We start from the raw sequence: 13426 nt of genomic DNA, 5'->3' as shown, positions 1-13426 counted from the left end.
CGTCTTCGGCCGAGCAGCTGAACGCATGACTGCCCCTCTCTCGAAAGACTAGTTTGCACTATAAACAGGTTCGTGAGATATGCGCGTCATTCGAGGAGGAGGCGTCATGTCCCACACCCCATCAAACGGCGACCGCCTTCACGGTCTGGACGCCGCCCGCGCGATCGCGCTCTCGCTCGGCGTCGTCCTGCATGCGTCGATGTCATATCTGCCGTTTCCCATCTGGCCGGTGCCTGACGCGGAGACTTCGAGCGGCGCCTACGTCGCCTTCTTCGTCATCCACCTGTTCCGCATGGCGGCTTTCTTCGTCATCGCCGGGCTGTTCGCGCAGATGCTGATGGCGCGCCGCGGCGCCTGGGGGTTCACGAAGAACCGTCTGGCGCGGATCGCCAATCCCCTGTTCGGGATGTGGTGGATCGTGTTCCCGGCCATCGTCGCGGTGATCGTGTGGAAGGCCGCGATCGACAACGGCGGGTCGATCCCGACCGACGGCCCGCCGCCGCCTCCGCTGACGCTCGAGACGTTTCCGCTGACGCACCTGTGGTTTTTGTGGGTGCTGCTGATCTTCTACGCCGCCGCGCTGATGCTGCGGCCCCTGGCCCGACTGATCGATCGCGACGGCAGGACGGCCGACCGGCTGGCGACCCTGATGGTCGGGCCCTGGACGCCGCTGATCCCGGCCGTTCCGCTGGCCTTCGCGCTGAACGCCCATCCGCAGTGGTATCCGATGTTCGGCGTGCCGACGCCCGACTACGGCTTCGTGCCGAACGCAGCCGCCCTGGTCGCCTACGGCGCGGCCTTCACGGTGGGCTGGCTGCTGGCGCGGCGGCTGGACCTGCTGCCCCGACTGGCCCGGCTGTGGCCGCTGTTCCTGATCGTCGGCGCGGCGACCGGCACGGCGGCGTTCCATCTGTCCGGCGGCCTTCAGCCCGCGCTGGAGCCGATGGCGGACCCCGCCATGAAGACGACGCTGGCCTGGGTGGTCGCCCTGGCGACCTATGCCTCGGCCTTCGCCTTCCTCGGACTGTGCGTCACCCTTCTCGGCCGCGCCAACGCCGTGATCCGCTATCTGTCAGACGCGTCCTACTGGACCTATCTGATCCACCTGCCGTTGGTGATGGCGGCGCAGGTGCTGGTCCTCGGCCTCGATGCGCCGTGGTGGGCCAAGATGGGCACGGTGGTCGCCACGGTGATGATCGTCTGCCTCGTCACCTACGAGCTGCTGGTCCGTCACACCTTCGTCGGCAAGGCGCTGAACGGGCGCCGCGTGCCGTGGCGGAAGCCGCGCGAGGCGGCGCTCCGGCCCGCCGAATGACTTGCCAACCCCGACCGGCTCGTCCACCCCGGACGGGCCGGTCATCCGTGAGAGTCGACATGCCCGAACCCCGCGCCTCCGCCGAAGCCGATCTGGCCTTCCTGCGCTCGATCGTGGAGGGCGGCGGCCGTCCGCCCATGACTCTGGCGGTCTGCTACCTGGCCGGCGGCCTGCTGTACGGGCTGCAATGCCTGTTCCACGTCGGCCAGGCGTTCGGTCTGATCCGCTGGCCCGATCCGGCCAACCTGCTGTTCGTCGTCGGCATCTCGGCGACCTTCCTGGCCATCCTGACCTGGGCGATCCTGAAGGACCGCAAGGACGGCGGCGCCAATCGCGGCCCGGTCGCCGGCCGCACCTTGAACGCCGCCTTCAGCGCCACGGGCATGGCCAACACGGCGGTGATCATCGTCTTCGCCGTGGGCGCCTGGCGCGATCAGGACTTCGCCGTCTGGCTCTACTACGCGTCGATCGTCTTCGCGCTTCAGGCCGCGGCCTGGTTCGTGGCGTGGACGCTGAAGAAGAGGGGCTGGATGCTGGCCACGGCGCTGGGCGGCTGGGTGACTGCGGTGGCGCTGGGCGTGACGGTGCGCGAGCCGATGATCTATCTGGGCATCTGCACCGTCGCCCTGTTCCTGCTGTTCGCCCTGCCCGGCTGGATCCTGTTCCAAGACGCGCGCAGGGCCGGCTGACGCATGGGCCTGCACGATCTCGGACGCATCGACGAGGTCATCCACGGCCGCATGCGGCTGGGGATCATGGTGTATCTGGCCGACGCGGAGACCGCCGAATTCACCGAGCTGAAGACCGTGCTGGAGGCGACCCAGGGCAACCTGTCGGTCCACCTGAAGAAGCTGGAGGAGGCGGGATACGTGTCGATCTCCAAGAGCTTCCGGGACAACAAGCCGCTGACCCGGGCGTCGATCACCCCCGCCGGACGCAAGGCCTTCGCCGCCTATCTGGAAGCGCTGGGCGGCCTGATCGGAGGGCGCGGCTGATGGTCGGCCCCCGCGTCATGGGCATCGTCAACGTGACGCCCGACAGTTTCTCGGACGGCGGACGCCTGTCCTCGGTCGAGGCGGCGGTGGCGCACGGGCTGCGGCTGGTGGACCAGGGCGCAGATCTGCTGGACGTCGGCGGCGAGAGCACCCGGCCGGGGGCGGAGCCGGTGTCGGAGGCCGAGGAGATCGCCCGCGTCGTGCCCGTCATCGCCCGTCTGCGCGCCGCCTGGAATGGCCAGATCAGCATCGACACCATGAAGCCGCCGGTGGCACGGGCGGCAGTCGCGGCCGGCGCGACCATGTGGAACGACGTCACCGCCCTGACCTTCAGCCCCGACGCTCCGGCGGTCGCCGCCCAGCTGGGCTGTGACGTCGTCCTGATGCACATGAAGGGCGAGCCGCGCACCATGCAGGCCGATCCCCTCTACGACGACGTGGTGGCGGAAGTGCGCGACTGGCTGCTGGACCGCGCCGAGGCGGCGATGACCGCCGGCGTCGCGCGCGAGCGGATCCGGCTCGACCCCGGCATCGGGTTCGGCAAGACGGCGGCGCACAATCTGGCGCTGACCGCACGGCTCGACGCCCTGACCGCCACCGGTTTCCCGGTCCTGTACGGCGCCAGCCGCAAGCGCACGATCCAGTCGGTGGACCCCACCGCGACCGACCCGGGCGACCGTCTGGGCGGAAGTCTGGCGCTGGCGCTGGAGGCGGCGCGGCGGGGCGCGGAAATCGTCCGGGTCCACGACGTGCGCGAGACGGTTCAGGCGCTGGCCGTGCAGGCGGCGCTGGCCCGGCGCTAGAGCCCCTTCGCCCGTCGCGAGGCGAGGGCCAGTTCGGCCACCAGCGCGGCCGGGATCGGCCTGCCCGGCGTAAAGGTGACGCCCGTCTTCGTCGGCTTCAACTGCAGCGCCTTCAGCGCGTCCGCGTGCGCGGCGATTGCGGCGGGATCGATGTACAGGCCGCACTGCTTGCTGAAAGCGGCATAGCCCGCGACCACCACGCCCTCGATCGCGAAGCCCGGCATGCCGTACATCATGATCTCATCCGCGTCCGGCAGAGCGCTGGCCAAGGCGGCGCGGACGTCCTCCAGAAGCGGGCCAAGCGGCGCTGGCGCGGCGGCCACATAGTTCGCACGCGCGTCGGCCGTCATCATCCCTCCCGCCGCCGATACGTCGTCCGGCTGAAGTCCTGCCACGACCCGTCCGCCGCCCGCACGCGACCGATCGAGCGTCGCTCGTCCGGGGAGACGATCTCGAACACGTCGACGTAGTCCGTCTCCACTCCCCGGCCGGTCATGTCCGGGCCGCGGCTGTAAAGATGCAGGGCGCCGTCCTCCTCGACCGCGCCGTCATAGGTCCAGAGCTGCGGATGCTCCCAGTGCACGAAGTCGCCGGTCACGCGTCCGGTCGCGGGATCGTTCGCCAGCTGGAAGCGATAGCCCTCGCCCTCGATCACGATCCAGGCGTCCTGACGGATCACACGTTCGACGCCGGTCCGTACCTGGGCCGGATCGTCGGGCACGGAACGGCCCTCCAGAACCCAGTCGCCCACCATCTGGTCCAACCAGTCGGTCATGTCATGGTCTCCAGTCGCTCGGCGTAGGCGTCGCGCAGGGCGAACCAGCGGTCCCAGTCCCAGGCGTGGCGGGTCAGGGCGCAGGCGTCGTCCAGCCCCTCCATGTGGTGGTGCCAGCCGCTCAGCACGTTCCTCCGCGCGTCCGTCCAGCTTTCGGGCACGCGGTGCTCCAGCCGCAGCAGCGTGCCGTCGCCGTCGGGCGTCAGCGTCCAGACGACGATCGACTCGGGGTTGCCGCCGAAGGTGTGCTCGAACCGCGTGAAGGGCCGGGCGACCAGCACCTCGTTCTGCTGCATCCGCCGCTCCGGCACGTCGGGCATGAACTCGTGGTCCGGCTGGCGGAAATGCAGGTCCATGCGGCCGCCGGGCTCGGCGTCGATCTTCGCCTCGGCAAGCCAGCAGGCCAAGCCTTCGGGTGTCGTCAGCGCGCGCCAGACCCGTTCGGGAGAATGCCGCAGGCGGCGCTCGAAACGCAGCGCCCATCCGCCCTCGATCCGGCTCAGTTCGCCCGCGTCGGGGCCGAGCGCGACGCTGTCCGTACCTTCGGTCATTGCGGAAACTCCCTGGCCAGATGGGCCTCCAGCGCCTCCAGCCGGTCACGCCAGAAGCGGCGATAGGTCTCGAGCCAGGCGTCCAGCTCGGCCAGCGGCCGGGGGTCGAGGCTGTAGAGGCGCCGCGTCCCGTCCTTGCGCACGGTCACCAGACCGGCGTCCTTCAGGACGCCCAGATGCTTCGACACCGTCGGCTGGGCGATCGGCAGGGCGCGCACGAAGTCGCCCGCCGGCCGCTCGCCGGACGCGAGCATGTTCAGCATCGCCAGGCGGTTCGGTTCGGCCAGGGCGTGGAGGGCGGCGAGATTCATAACATCACCCTACAGCAATATTGCTGCATGGCAATCCTACATCGCTTGCCGACCGCCGGCCCCTGCGGCATGGGCGATCCATGAGCATGCCGCACCTCGCGCCGATCCTGCTGCTGATCGTGTCGAACGTCTTCATGACCTTCGCCTGGTACGGCCATCTGAAGGTCGACGGCCGCCCTCTTTGGGCGCTGGTGCTGATCAGCTGGGGCATCGCCTTCTTCGAGTACTGGTTCGCCGTGCCCGCCAACCGCATCGGCCACCAGGTCTATTCGGCGGCCGAGTTGAAGACGATGCAGGAGGTGATCACCCTGATCGTGTTCGCCGCCTTCTCGGTGCTCTGGCTGGGCGAGAAGCTGACCTGGAACCACGCCGTCGGCTTCGCCCTCATCGCCGCCGGCGCCTTCTTCGTGTTCAGGGCGCCGATCCCGGGCTGACTTGCCGGAGAGGCGGGCGCGGTCCATGTGGCGCGGATGACCTCAAATCTCGGCCGGGTTTTGATAATCGCAGGTTCCGACGCCGGCGGCGGGGCGGGACTTCAGGCCGACGTGAAGGCCGTGACCCTGCTCGGCGGGTTCGCCGCCACCGCCGTCACCGCGATCACGGTCCAGAACACCCTGGGCGTCCACGCCGTGCATCCCCTGCCCGTCGACCTGATCGCCTCCCAGGCCGACGCCGTGCTGGACGACATCGGTGCGGACGCGGTGAAGACCGGCATGCTGGGCTCGGTCGAGGTCGTGGAGACGGTCGCCGCCATTCTCGACCGCGCACAAGCCCCGGCCATCGTCGATCCGGTCATGGTGGCCAAGGGCGGCCACCCCCTGCTGCCGGTCGAAGCCGTGGCGGCGGTGAAGTCGCTGATGGTCCCCCGCGCCGCCCTGCTGACGCCCAACGCGCCCGAGGCCGAAGCCCTGACCGGGATCGAGGTGCGCGACCTCGACGGCCAGCGGCGCGCGGGAGAGGCGATCCTGAAGCTGGGCGCGCGCGCGGTGCTGATGAAGGGCGGCCATGTGCCGGGTGAGACTGTGATCGACCTGCTGCTGACGCCGTCGGGCGAGACCCTCCTGGAGGGGGAGCGGGTCGAGACGCGCCACACCCACGGCACCGGCTGCACGCTCGCCAGCGCCTGCGCCGCCGGTCTTGCACGGGGACTGCCGCTGGAGGCCGCGGTGGCGGAAGCCTGGGCTTACGTGGCCGAGGCCATCCGCCGCGCGCCGGGCCTGGGCGGCGGCCACGGCCCGCTGGATCACGGCTGGCCCGTGCGCGAGCGGCTGGACAAACGCTGAGTTCGGGCGGAGCGTGGCGGTTCCTCGGGAGGGACCCTTCATGCGAACCGTCGCCATCGCCGCCGTCGTCGGCCTGATCTGCACATCCGTGACCGCCGCCGCGCAGGATCCGGTCAGCGTGGGCGCGGCCGACGTGGTCGCCGGTCGCAAGGCGGCCATGGCCCTGTCGGGCGCCGCCATGTCGGCGATGAAGGCGACCATCGACGCCGGCGGCCCGGTGAGAGGTCAGGCCTTCGCCGCGGGCGGCGTCGCCCGCTGGGGCCAGGCCATCCCCGGCATGTTCCCCGCCGGTACCGGTCAGGGCGCGCTGGGCGCCGAGGCCACCGACGCGAAGGACGGGATCTGGACCGACCGCGCCGACTTCGAGGCGAAGGCCGCGAACTTCGCGACCGAGGCGGGCAAGCTGGGCGAGCTGGCCCGGGCCGACGACGCGGCGGGCTTCGCGGCGCAGTGGACCGTCGTTCGCGCCGCCTGCCAGTCGTGCCACGAGGCCTACAAGGCCGACTGATCTCAGGCGGTCGGCAGCGGCAAGAGCAGGATCGCGACCAGGGCCAGGGCCCCGATCAGCAAGGCCGACAGCGCCGCCGTCGCCGCGGTGCGCGGTCCGGCGCGCACCACGGCCTGCGGATCGACGCTCAGCCCCAGCGCGGCCATGGCCATGAGGGTCAGCACCGTCACCGTCGCCTCCAGCGGCGGCAGGACCGCTTCAGGGATCAGGCCGGCGGACCTGAGCGCCGTCAGGATCAGGAAGACGACGATGAACCACGGCGCCAGATGGTGCAGCGGCGGCCGCCGCCCCGGCGCCTCGCCGCCGAACCGCTCGGGCCCGAGCAGGGCCAGGATCAAACACAGGGGGCCCAGCGTCAGCACCCGCACCAGCTTGACGATCGCCCCCAGCTGGATCGCCGCAGCCCCGGCGGGCGCGGCGGCGGCCAGCACCTGCGGCACGGCGTAGACCGTCAGCCCCGCCAGCGCCCCGGTCTCCAGCGCGTCGAAGCCCACCAGGGCGCCGACGACGGGCACCAGCAGGACCACGGCGATTCCCAGCACGGCGGTGAAGCCGATGGCGGCGGCGACGTCTTCCCCCTCGGCCCGGATCACGGGCGCCACGGCGGCGATGGCCGAGTTGCCGCAGATGGCGTTGCCGCAGGCCACCAGCATGGCCATGGCCGGCGCCAGGCCGAGCATCCGCCCGAGGGCGTAGCCGCCGATGAGGGCGAGAGCGACCACCGCCACGACGGCCATCAGAAGGGCGGGCCCCAACGCCATCACCGCGGTCCCGCTGATGGTCGCGCCCAGCAGGGCCACGGCGATCTCCAGCAGGGTGCGGGCGCTGAGCCGGATGCCGGGCCGCCAGGTCTCCGACGGGGTCCAGATCAGCCGCAGCGCCGCCCCGATCAGGATGGCCAGCACCAGCGCCTCGATCCAGGCGCGGCCCATCATCCGGGCCTCCAGCGCCTGCGCCCCGAACGCCAGGGCGCCCACGGCCGCGCTCAGCAGCACGCCCGGCAGGAAGCGCAGGACGCCCGTCATGGCCTCAGGAGAGAATGAGGGGGCGTCGGCCCCCTCACACCCTGGCCGAACGGTTGATGATCCAGCCGTACAGCAGCAGGGTCAGGACCGCAAAGACGGCGATGCCGATCGTCATCGCCGGCCAGGTGTCGGCCAGACCCAGAACGTTGGCCCATTCGGCGTTCTGCGTGGCCACGATGGTCGCGGCGTTGAAGACCCCGAACAGGCTCTCGCCCACGATCAGGCCGGACGCCAGCAGCACGCCCATCCGCTTGGCCACCTCGCCGTAGGCGCGGCCGGCGACCATGCGGTTGTAGACGAAGCCGACCACAGCGCCGATCACCAGCATGAAGGTCACCGCGGCCGGCAGGTAGAAGCCGATGCCCACCGCCAGCGGCGGCAGCTTGATCCGGTTCTTCGTGGCCGCGCGGGCCACTTCGTCCAGAATGATGATGACGACGCCGATCGCCGCGCCGATGCCGATCAGATCCCAGCGCAGGTCGCCGGCGATGACGCCGCGCGCCAGGGCCGAGATCAGGGTCGCCTGCGGCGCGGCCAAGGGCTCGTCTGCCAGCCCCGGAGGGCCGCCTTCGAAGCCGAACGCCGCGTTCAGCTGGTTCAGCACGAAGGGGATGACCAAGGCGCCGGCGACGACGCCGACGATGAGGGCCGTCTGCTGGCGCCACGGCGTGGCGGCCACCAGCTGACCGGTCTTGAGGTCCTGCAGGTTGTCGTTGGCGATGACCGCCACGGCGAAGACGATGGCGGTCACGATCAGGGCGAAGGCGACGACGTTCGGGTTGGCCGGCAGACCGGTGATCCCCAGCACCACCAGCATCAACAGCGAAGCGATGACGATGGCCAGGATGCCGACGCCGGAAACGGGGCTGTTGGAGCTTCCGATCAGGCCGGCCATGTAGCCGCAGATGGCCGCGACCGCGAAGCCGATGACCACGACGTAGATGAGGCCGCCGATCACAAGGATCGGCGTCGCCGCGCCCAGCCCCATGCCGTTGGCGATCACCGCCAGCAGCACGCCGATGGCCCCCAGGGAGAGAAGCGACAGGATCGCCACGCGGGTGATCGGAATGTCCTGCTCGGTGATGTCCAGCGCCTCGCCCGACGTGCGGCGGCGGTTGGCCGCCAGCGCCGAGGTCACCCCGCCGATCAGGGGCCCGGCCAGCTTGATCAGGGTCCAGATGGCGGCGATGCCGATGACGCCGGCGCCCATGAAGCGGACTTCGCGCGCCCAGACCGTGCCCGCCAGTTCCTCGGCGCCCACGCCGGGCTCCAGCGTGGTGGCGATCGACGGAATTCCGTTCGCGGTCAGCCAGGCGATGGTGTCGGGGCTGGTCAGGATCGGCACGGCGATCAGCCAGGCCAGCGCCAGACCGAAGAGCTGCGCCAGACCGACGGCCAGACCGATCAGGTGACCGGCGCCCAGCAGGGCGAACTGCATGCCCACGCCGACGCCCGTCGCGCCGCCGCCCAGCGAGGCGGGCAGGCTGACGAACCGCGCCGCCTCGCCGGCGAAGGCCCGGGCCGCGGCGCCGAAGGCATAGGCGGCCGAGACGACCGCGCCCCAGATCACGACCCACAGGCCGGCCTTGTTCTCACGCACGGCCTCCTCGGTCTGCTCCGCGCCCGGCGAGCCGACCTTCAGCACCTCGGCGGCCGCCACGCCTTCCGGGTAGGGAAGCCCGCCGTTGACCACCAGCGCCCGGCGCAGGGGGATGGAGAAGGTCACGCCCAGAACGCCGCCCAGGCCGCAGATCAGCACCGACTCCCAGAACGGGAACTCCAGCCACCAGCCGACCATGACCAGGCCGGGCAGGACGAAGATGATCGCGCTCATCGCGCCGCCGACGGACGCCACGGTCTGGACCGTCATGTTCTCCCAGATGGTCGAACCGCGCAGCGCGCGCAGAACGGCCATGGAGATCACCGCCGCCGGAATGGCCGAGGCGAAGGTCAGGCCCACCTGAAGGCCCAGATAGGTGTTGGCGGCGGTGAAGATCACCGCCAGCAGGCAGCCCAGAACCAGCGCGCGCAGCGTCAGTTCGATGCGGCGCCCGCCCCCGGCGGAGCTCGGCACGTCGGTCATTGCGGAATTCCCTCTCCCAAGAGAGCGGGAAGTAAGCGCGAAACGGGCGTGGTTACCAGAGGGCACAGGGCTCAGGTCGCAGCCTTGGGAGACGGCGGGGCGGGGCGGCGCTTGAGCCTGACCCTCCCGGACCCGTACTAAGCCTGAGCCCAAGCCCCAAGTCCTGAGCCCGACCGACCCCATGCCCGAGCTTCCCGAGGTCGAAACCGTCCGCCGTGGACTGGAGCCCGTGCTGACCGGCGCGCGTCTGTCGTCGGTGCGGGTCAACCGGCCGGACCTGCGTTTTCCCTTTCCTGACCGGTTCGCCGCCCGGCTGGACGGCGCGCGGGTCGAGCGGGTGCTGCGCCGGGCCAAGTATCTGCTCATGCCGCTGTCCACCCGCGAGACCTGGGTGACGCATCTGGGCATGACCGGCCGCTTCACCCTGGACGGTCGCCAGTTGGGGGAGTTCGAGGAACCGGCGCCGATCACGGGCAAGCACGAACACCTGAGCCTGTGCGCCGACGCGGGATCCGGCCGCACCCGCATCGGCTTCGCCGACGCCCGCCGGTTCGGCTTCATGGGCCTGATCCCCGACGATCAGGTCGAGACGCACCCCTGGTTCGCCGCCCTGGGGCCCGAACCGCTGGGCAACGCCTTCTCGGCGGAGCACCTGAAGGCGGCCTTCAAGGGCAAGGCGCAGAACGTGAAGGTCAGCCTGCTCGACCAGCGCATCGTCTCGGGGCTGGGCAACATCTACGTCTGCGAGGCTCTGTGGCGCGCGCGCATCTCCCCTCGGCTGGCGGCGGGCAAGGTCTCCCGACCGCGACTGGAAGCCCTGACCATGGCGATCCGCGACGTGTTGGTCGAAGCCATCGAGGCCGGCGGCTCGACCCTGCGCGACTTCGCGAACGCCGACGGCGGCCAGGGCTATTTCCAGCACCGCTTCGACGTCTACGGCCGCGAGGGCGGGCCCTGCCGCCGTTCGGAGCGCCACCCCGTGATCCGCCGCATCGTCCAGGGCGGCCGCTCCACCTTCTTCTGCCCGGACTGTCAGAAGCGGTGACGCGCGCCGGGCGGCGCGCTACGACCCCGGGGTGAAAGTCACCGGAGCCGCCATGACCCGCCTGCCCGTCCTGTTCGCCTCCCTTGTCATCTACGTCGCGACCGCGCTGGCGGGGCCGGTCCGGGCGGATCCGGTCGTCTGGCGGGTCACCGACGACGATACCGAGATGCTTCTGGTCGGCTCCCTCCACGCCCTGCCGGACCACATCGAATGGCGGACGCCGGCGCTGGACGCGGCCGTCTCGGAGGCGGAGCTGGTGGTCTTCGAGGTGTTGATCCCCGCCGACCCGAATGAGGAACTGGCCCTCTACGCGCCCTACTTCCAGTACTTCTTCGCCGAACGGCCCCTGGACGAGATCGTCTCGGCGGACGTCTGGGCCCGGCTGGAGGCCGCCCTGTCGGAAGTCGGCGCCTCGGCGGACGAACTGAAATTTCTGCGTCCGTGGGCCGCGGCGTTCATGCTCGACAGCCTCGTCGGCGGCGACGGCGGCTCGGACTGGACGCTCGGGGTGGACCAGGTGATCGAGACGTCCCTCAGGCCCGATCAGCGAACTCTGGCGCTGGACACGCCGGAGCTGCTGCACGCCTCGTTCTCCGCCTTCGCCGACATGGCGGACGCCGAGGGGGAGGCCATGCTGGTCGAGGCGCTCGACATGCTTGAGGCCGAGGATGCTGAAACCTCATGGGAGTGGGAAGAGGCGTGGGCGGCCGGCGACCTCAGCATGCTGATCGAGGATGCGGAGATGATGAAGGCCGAGGCGCCCCATCTGTATGCCGCCATGATGACGGCCCGGAACGAAGGCTGGATGCCCGCCCTGATCGAAGTCATGGCGACCGAACGGCGCGTCGTCGTGGTCGTGGGCGCGCTGCATCTGGTGGGTCCCGACGGTCTGCCCACGCTGCTGCGGGCCGCCGGCTACGACGTCGAGGGTCCGTGATGGGCCATCGCGTCATCCTGTTTCGCGGCATGAACACCGGCGGCGTCCGCGCGCCGGTGACGGAGCAGCGCGCGATGGCGGCGCGCATGGGGTTGCGGAACCCCCGCACCCTGCTCGCCAGCGGCAATCTGGTGGTCGAGAGCGACCGCGATCCCATCGCCCTGGAAGGTGAGGTCGAGGCGGCCATGCAGGCGACCTTCGGCCTCAGGATCGCCGCCATGGTCCGCACGACGGCTCAGTGGGCCGGACTGATCGCCGCCTGCCCCTTTCCGGCCGAGGCGGTGGCGCATCCGTCGCGGACCCTGCTCATGGTCATGAAGGAGGCGGTGAAGGACGACGTGCCCGACGCCCTGCGCGCCTTCGCCGTCGGTGACGAGCGGCTCGAGGTCACGCCCGGCGCACTGTGGTTCTTCCATCCCGACGGCGTCGGCCAGTCGAAGCTGGCCGAGAAGGCCGCGCAGGTCCGCCTGACCGGCATGGGCACGGCGCGGAACTGGAACACGGTGACGAGACTGGCGGAGATGGTGGGGGCGGTTCCGTGAGAAAAGTCCACCTCTGGATCAGTCTGCTGGTCGGCGCCGGCGTCTGGGGCGCCTATTTCCTGCACGTGGCGCAGGCGGTGCGGGCCGACGATCTGTCGGGCCTGATCTGGTGGTTCCTGGCCGCGCTGGTCGGCGCCGTGGCGCTGGAGGCTGGGGCGACGTCCGTCGTAGCCTGGCTATTCCGCAAGCGCGCCCGCGATCTGGACGACGGCCCAAGCCTGAACGCGGCGCTGAAGGCGGGACACGTGGCGCTGATGGCGTTGATCGGCCTGCTGCTGGTCTGCGCGGCGGCGCTGGCGCTGGGCTCGCGCTTCGGCTGGAGCTTCGATCTGTCGACCGCGCGGGCGCAGGCGGTCGCGGCCAACGTGCTGCTGGCCCTCGTCGTGCTGACCGAGCTGGTCCGCGCGGCCTTCACCCTGATGCTGCTGCCGCGGCGCTGAGCGGAACCCCGCCGCCGCGCGGTCATTCAGCCTCCATCACGTTTCTGGAGGGACACCGATGACCGAGACCTTCGCGCACGACCCGTTGCGCCACCCGCTGCACACCCTGATCTCCTGGCCCGCCGTCATCGCCGGAGCCGTGGTCGCCGTGGCCGTCGGCGCCATGTTGAACCTGCTGGGCGTGGCGCTCGGCGCCTCCGCCTTCAACCCGTACGACTTCGACCGCGGCGACGTGGGCGAATTCACCGCCGCGGCCGGCATGTGGATGGCGCTGGCCAACGCCATCGCCCTGTTCGTCGGCGGCGCCGTGGCCAGCCGCGCCGCCAAGTACGGCGACCACCACAAGGGCGGCCTGCACGGCCTGGGCGTCTGGGCCCTGGCCTTCCTGCTGGCCATCACCGTGGCCGGCGCCGCCGCGGGCGGTTCGGCGGCCCTGATGGGCGCCGACGCGCAGGACGAGGCGGAGACCCGGGCCTATCTCGACTATCCGCCCAGCCGCGTGGTCGAGGGCGAGCTGATCGCCGCGCCGCCGCCGCCCGCCCCCGTCGAGACCGAGCGTGCGGCCGACGCCACCGCCACCCTGGCGCTGTGGGCCTTCCTGACCATGCTGCTGGGCGCCGTGGCGGCCGTCTTCGGCGGTCTTTACGGCGCGCGCCGCCATCGTTGGCTGGAGCGGGCCGCGGGCGACGGCACGGCGGCCGACGTGCGCCGCGACGAGCTGCGCCGTGAAGAGGCCCGTCGTGAGGAAGCTCGTCGCGACGATCTGCGCCCCCTGACCTGAGACCTGCCGCCCCGCGCCGCTTTACGCCCGCG

18 protein-coding genes are annotated in these 13426 nt (G+C 70.9%); 12 read left to right on the top strand and 6 right to left on the bottom strand.

What is annotated here, in order from left to right:
- The first annotated feature begins 106 nt into the window (after positions 1–106).
- From EFJ44_RS05540 to folP, 4 genes are read left to right on the top strand one after another with little or no spacing between them, the layout of a single operon-like run.
- Positions 107–1315 carry an acyltransferase family protein gene (locus EFJ44_RS05540; protein ID WP_164511863.1) on the top strand — a complete coding sequence of 403 codons (1209 nt, stop codon included), beginning with the start codon at positions 107–109 and terminating at the stop codon, positions 1313–1315.
- Positions 1316–1374: 59 nt separating this feature from the next.
- Positions 1375–2004, top strand: coding sequence for a hypothetical protein (locus EFJ44_RS05535; protein ID WP_125256214.1), 630 nt, complete (start codon positions 1375–1377; stop codon positions 2002–2004).
- A 3-nt stretch (positions 2005–2007) separates the two neighbouring features.
- Positions 2008–2310, top strand: a complete 303-nt coding sequence (locus tag EFJ44_RS05530) for a winged helix-turn-helix domain-containing protein (RefSeq protein ID WP_125256213.1) — start codon at positions 2008–2010, stop codon at positions 2308–2310.
- The gene (gene folP / locus EFJ44_RS05525; protein WP_125256212.1) at positions 2310–3113 is read left to right on the top strand and encodes a dihydropteroate synthase; all 804 of its coding nucleotides are present in this window, start codon (positions 2310–2312) and stop codon (positions 3111–3113) included. The genes EFJ44_RS05530 and folP overlap by 1 nt, the downstream gene beginning before the upstream one ends.
- Here the strand turns inward: folP and EFJ44_RS05520 are convergent.
- From EFJ44_RS05520 to EFJ44_RS05505, 4 genes are read right to left on the bottom strand one after another with little or no spacing between them, the layout of a single operon-like run.
- Positions 3110–3466: an iron chaperone gene (locus EFJ44_RS05520; protein ID WP_206426879.1), complete on the bottom strand. Its 357-nt coding sequence runs from the start codon at positions 3464–3466 to the stop codon at positions 3110–3112. The two genes, folP and EFJ44_RS05520, sit on opposite strands and share 4 nt — an antisense overlap.
- Positions 3463–3888 carry a DUF1579 family protein gene (locus EFJ44_RS05515; RefSeq protein WP_125256211.1) on the bottom strand — a complete coding sequence of 142 codons (426 nt, stop codon included), beginning with the start codon at positions 3886–3888 and terminating at the stop codon, positions 3463–3465. The genes EFJ44_RS05520 and EFJ44_RS05515 overlap by 4 nt, the downstream gene beginning before the upstream one ends.
- The gene (locus EFJ44_RS05510) at positions 3885–4439 is read right to left on the bottom strand and encodes an SRPBCC family protein (RefSeq protein ID WP_125256210.1); all 555 of its coding nucleotides are present in this window, start codon (positions 4437–4439) and stop codon (positions 3885–3887) included. Before EFJ44_RS05510 ends, EFJ44_RS05515 begins: the two co-directional genes overlap by 4 nt.
- Positions 4436–4750 (bottom strand): ArsR/SmtB family transcription factor, encoded by a 315-nt coding sequence (locus EFJ44_RS05505; protein WP_125256209.1) that lies wholly within the window; start codon positions 4748–4750, stop codon positions 4436–4438. The genes EFJ44_RS05510 and EFJ44_RS05505 overlap by 4 nt, the downstream gene beginning before the upstream one ends.
- A gap of 80 nt (positions 4751–4830) precedes the next feature.
- Here EFJ44_RS05505 and EFJ44_RS05500 point away from each other — a divergent pair, with 80 nt between their 5' ends.
- Genes EFJ44_RS05500 through EFJ44_RS05490 form a run of 3 tightly spaced genes read left to right on the top strand, consistent with a single transcriptional unit; the run spans position 4831 to position 6541 of the window.
- The gene (locus tag EFJ44_RS05500) at positions 4831–5184 is read left to right on the top strand and encodes a DMT family protein (RefSeq protein WP_125256208.1); all 354 of its coding nucleotides are present in this window, start codon (positions 4831–4833) and stop codon (positions 5182–5184) included.
- 36 nt (positions 5185–5220) lie between these two features.
- Positions 5221–6033 (top strand): bifunctional hydroxymethylpyrimidine kinase/phosphomethylpyrimidine kinase, encoded by an 813-nt coding sequence (gene thiD / locus EFJ44_RS05495; protein ID WP_125256207.1) that lies wholly within the window; start codon positions 5221–5223, stop codon positions 6031–6033.
- A gap of 40 nt (positions 6034–6073) precedes the next feature.
- Entirely contained in the window at positions 6074–6541 is a 468-nt protein-coding gene (locus tag EFJ44_RS05490) for a cytochrome c (RefSeq protein ID WP_125256206.1), read from the top strand.
- Between the two features lie 2 nt (positions 6542–6543).
- Here the strand turns inward: EFJ44_RS05490 and EFJ44_RS05485 are convergent, their stop codons facing one another.
- Both EFJ44_RS05485 and EFJ44_RS05480 read right to left on the bottom strand, forming a co-directional pair.
- Positions 6544–7566, bottom strand: coding sequence for a YeiH family protein (locus EFJ44_RS05485; RefSeq protein ID WP_125256205.1), 1023 nt, complete (start codon positions 7564–7566; stop codon positions 6544–6546).
- A gap of 34 nt (positions 7567–7600) precedes the next feature.
- Positions 7601–9649: an OPT family oligopeptide transporter gene (locus EFJ44_RS05480; protein WP_125256204.1), complete on the bottom strand. Its 2049-nt coding sequence runs from the start codon at positions 9647–9649 to the stop codon at positions 7601–7603.
- Between the two features lie 181 nt (positions 9650–9830).
- Between EFJ44_RS05480 and mutM the strand changes: the two genes are divergently transcribed.
- From mutM to EFJ44_RS05455, 5 genes are read left to right on the top strand one after another with little or no spacing between them, the layout of a single operon-like run.
- A complete protein-coding gene (gene mutM, locus EFJ44_RS05475) occupies positions 9831–10694 on the top strand; it encodes a bifunctional DNA-formamidopyrimidine glycosylase/DNA-(apurinic or apyrimidinic site) lyase (protein ID WP_125256203.1) in 864 nt (287 codons plus the stop codon).
- A gap of 52 nt (positions 10695–10746) precedes the next feature.
- On the top strand, positions 10747–11631 hold the full coding sequence (locus tag EFJ44_RS05470; RefSeq protein WP_125256202.1) for a TraB/GumN family protein: 885 nt from the start codon (positions 10747–10749) through the stop codon (positions 11629–11631).
- Positions 11631–12173, top strand: coding sequence for a DUF1697 domain-containing protein (locus EFJ44_RS05465; RefSeq protein WP_125256201.1), 543 nt, complete (start codon positions 11631–11633; stop codon positions 12171–12173). Before EFJ44_RS05470 ends, EFJ44_RS05465 begins: the two co-directional genes overlap by 1 nt.
- On the top strand, positions 12170–12613 hold the full coding sequence (locus EFJ44_RS05460; RefSeq protein ID WP_125256200.1) for a hypothetical protein: 444 nt from the start codon (positions 12170–12172) through the stop codon (positions 12611–12613). The genes EFJ44_RS05465 and EFJ44_RS05460 overlap by 4 nt, the downstream gene beginning before the upstream one ends.
- A gap of 58 nt (positions 12614–12671) precedes the next feature.
- Positions 12672–13394 (top strand): hypothetical protein, encoded by a 723-nt coding sequence (locus EFJ44_RS05455; RefSeq protein WP_125256199.1) that lies wholly within the window; start codon positions 12672–12674, stop codon positions 13392–13394.
- Positions 13395–13426 lie beyond the last annotated feature (32 nt).

This window comes from Brevundimonas fluminis (genome assembly GCF_003934285.1).
GTDB lineage: Bacteria > Pseudomonadota > Alphaproteobacteria > Caulobacterales > Caulobacteraceae > Brevundimonas > Brevundimonas fluminis.
Note: the sequence above shows the minus strand (reverse complement) of the source record. Positions and strands in the feature narration are given on the sequence as shown.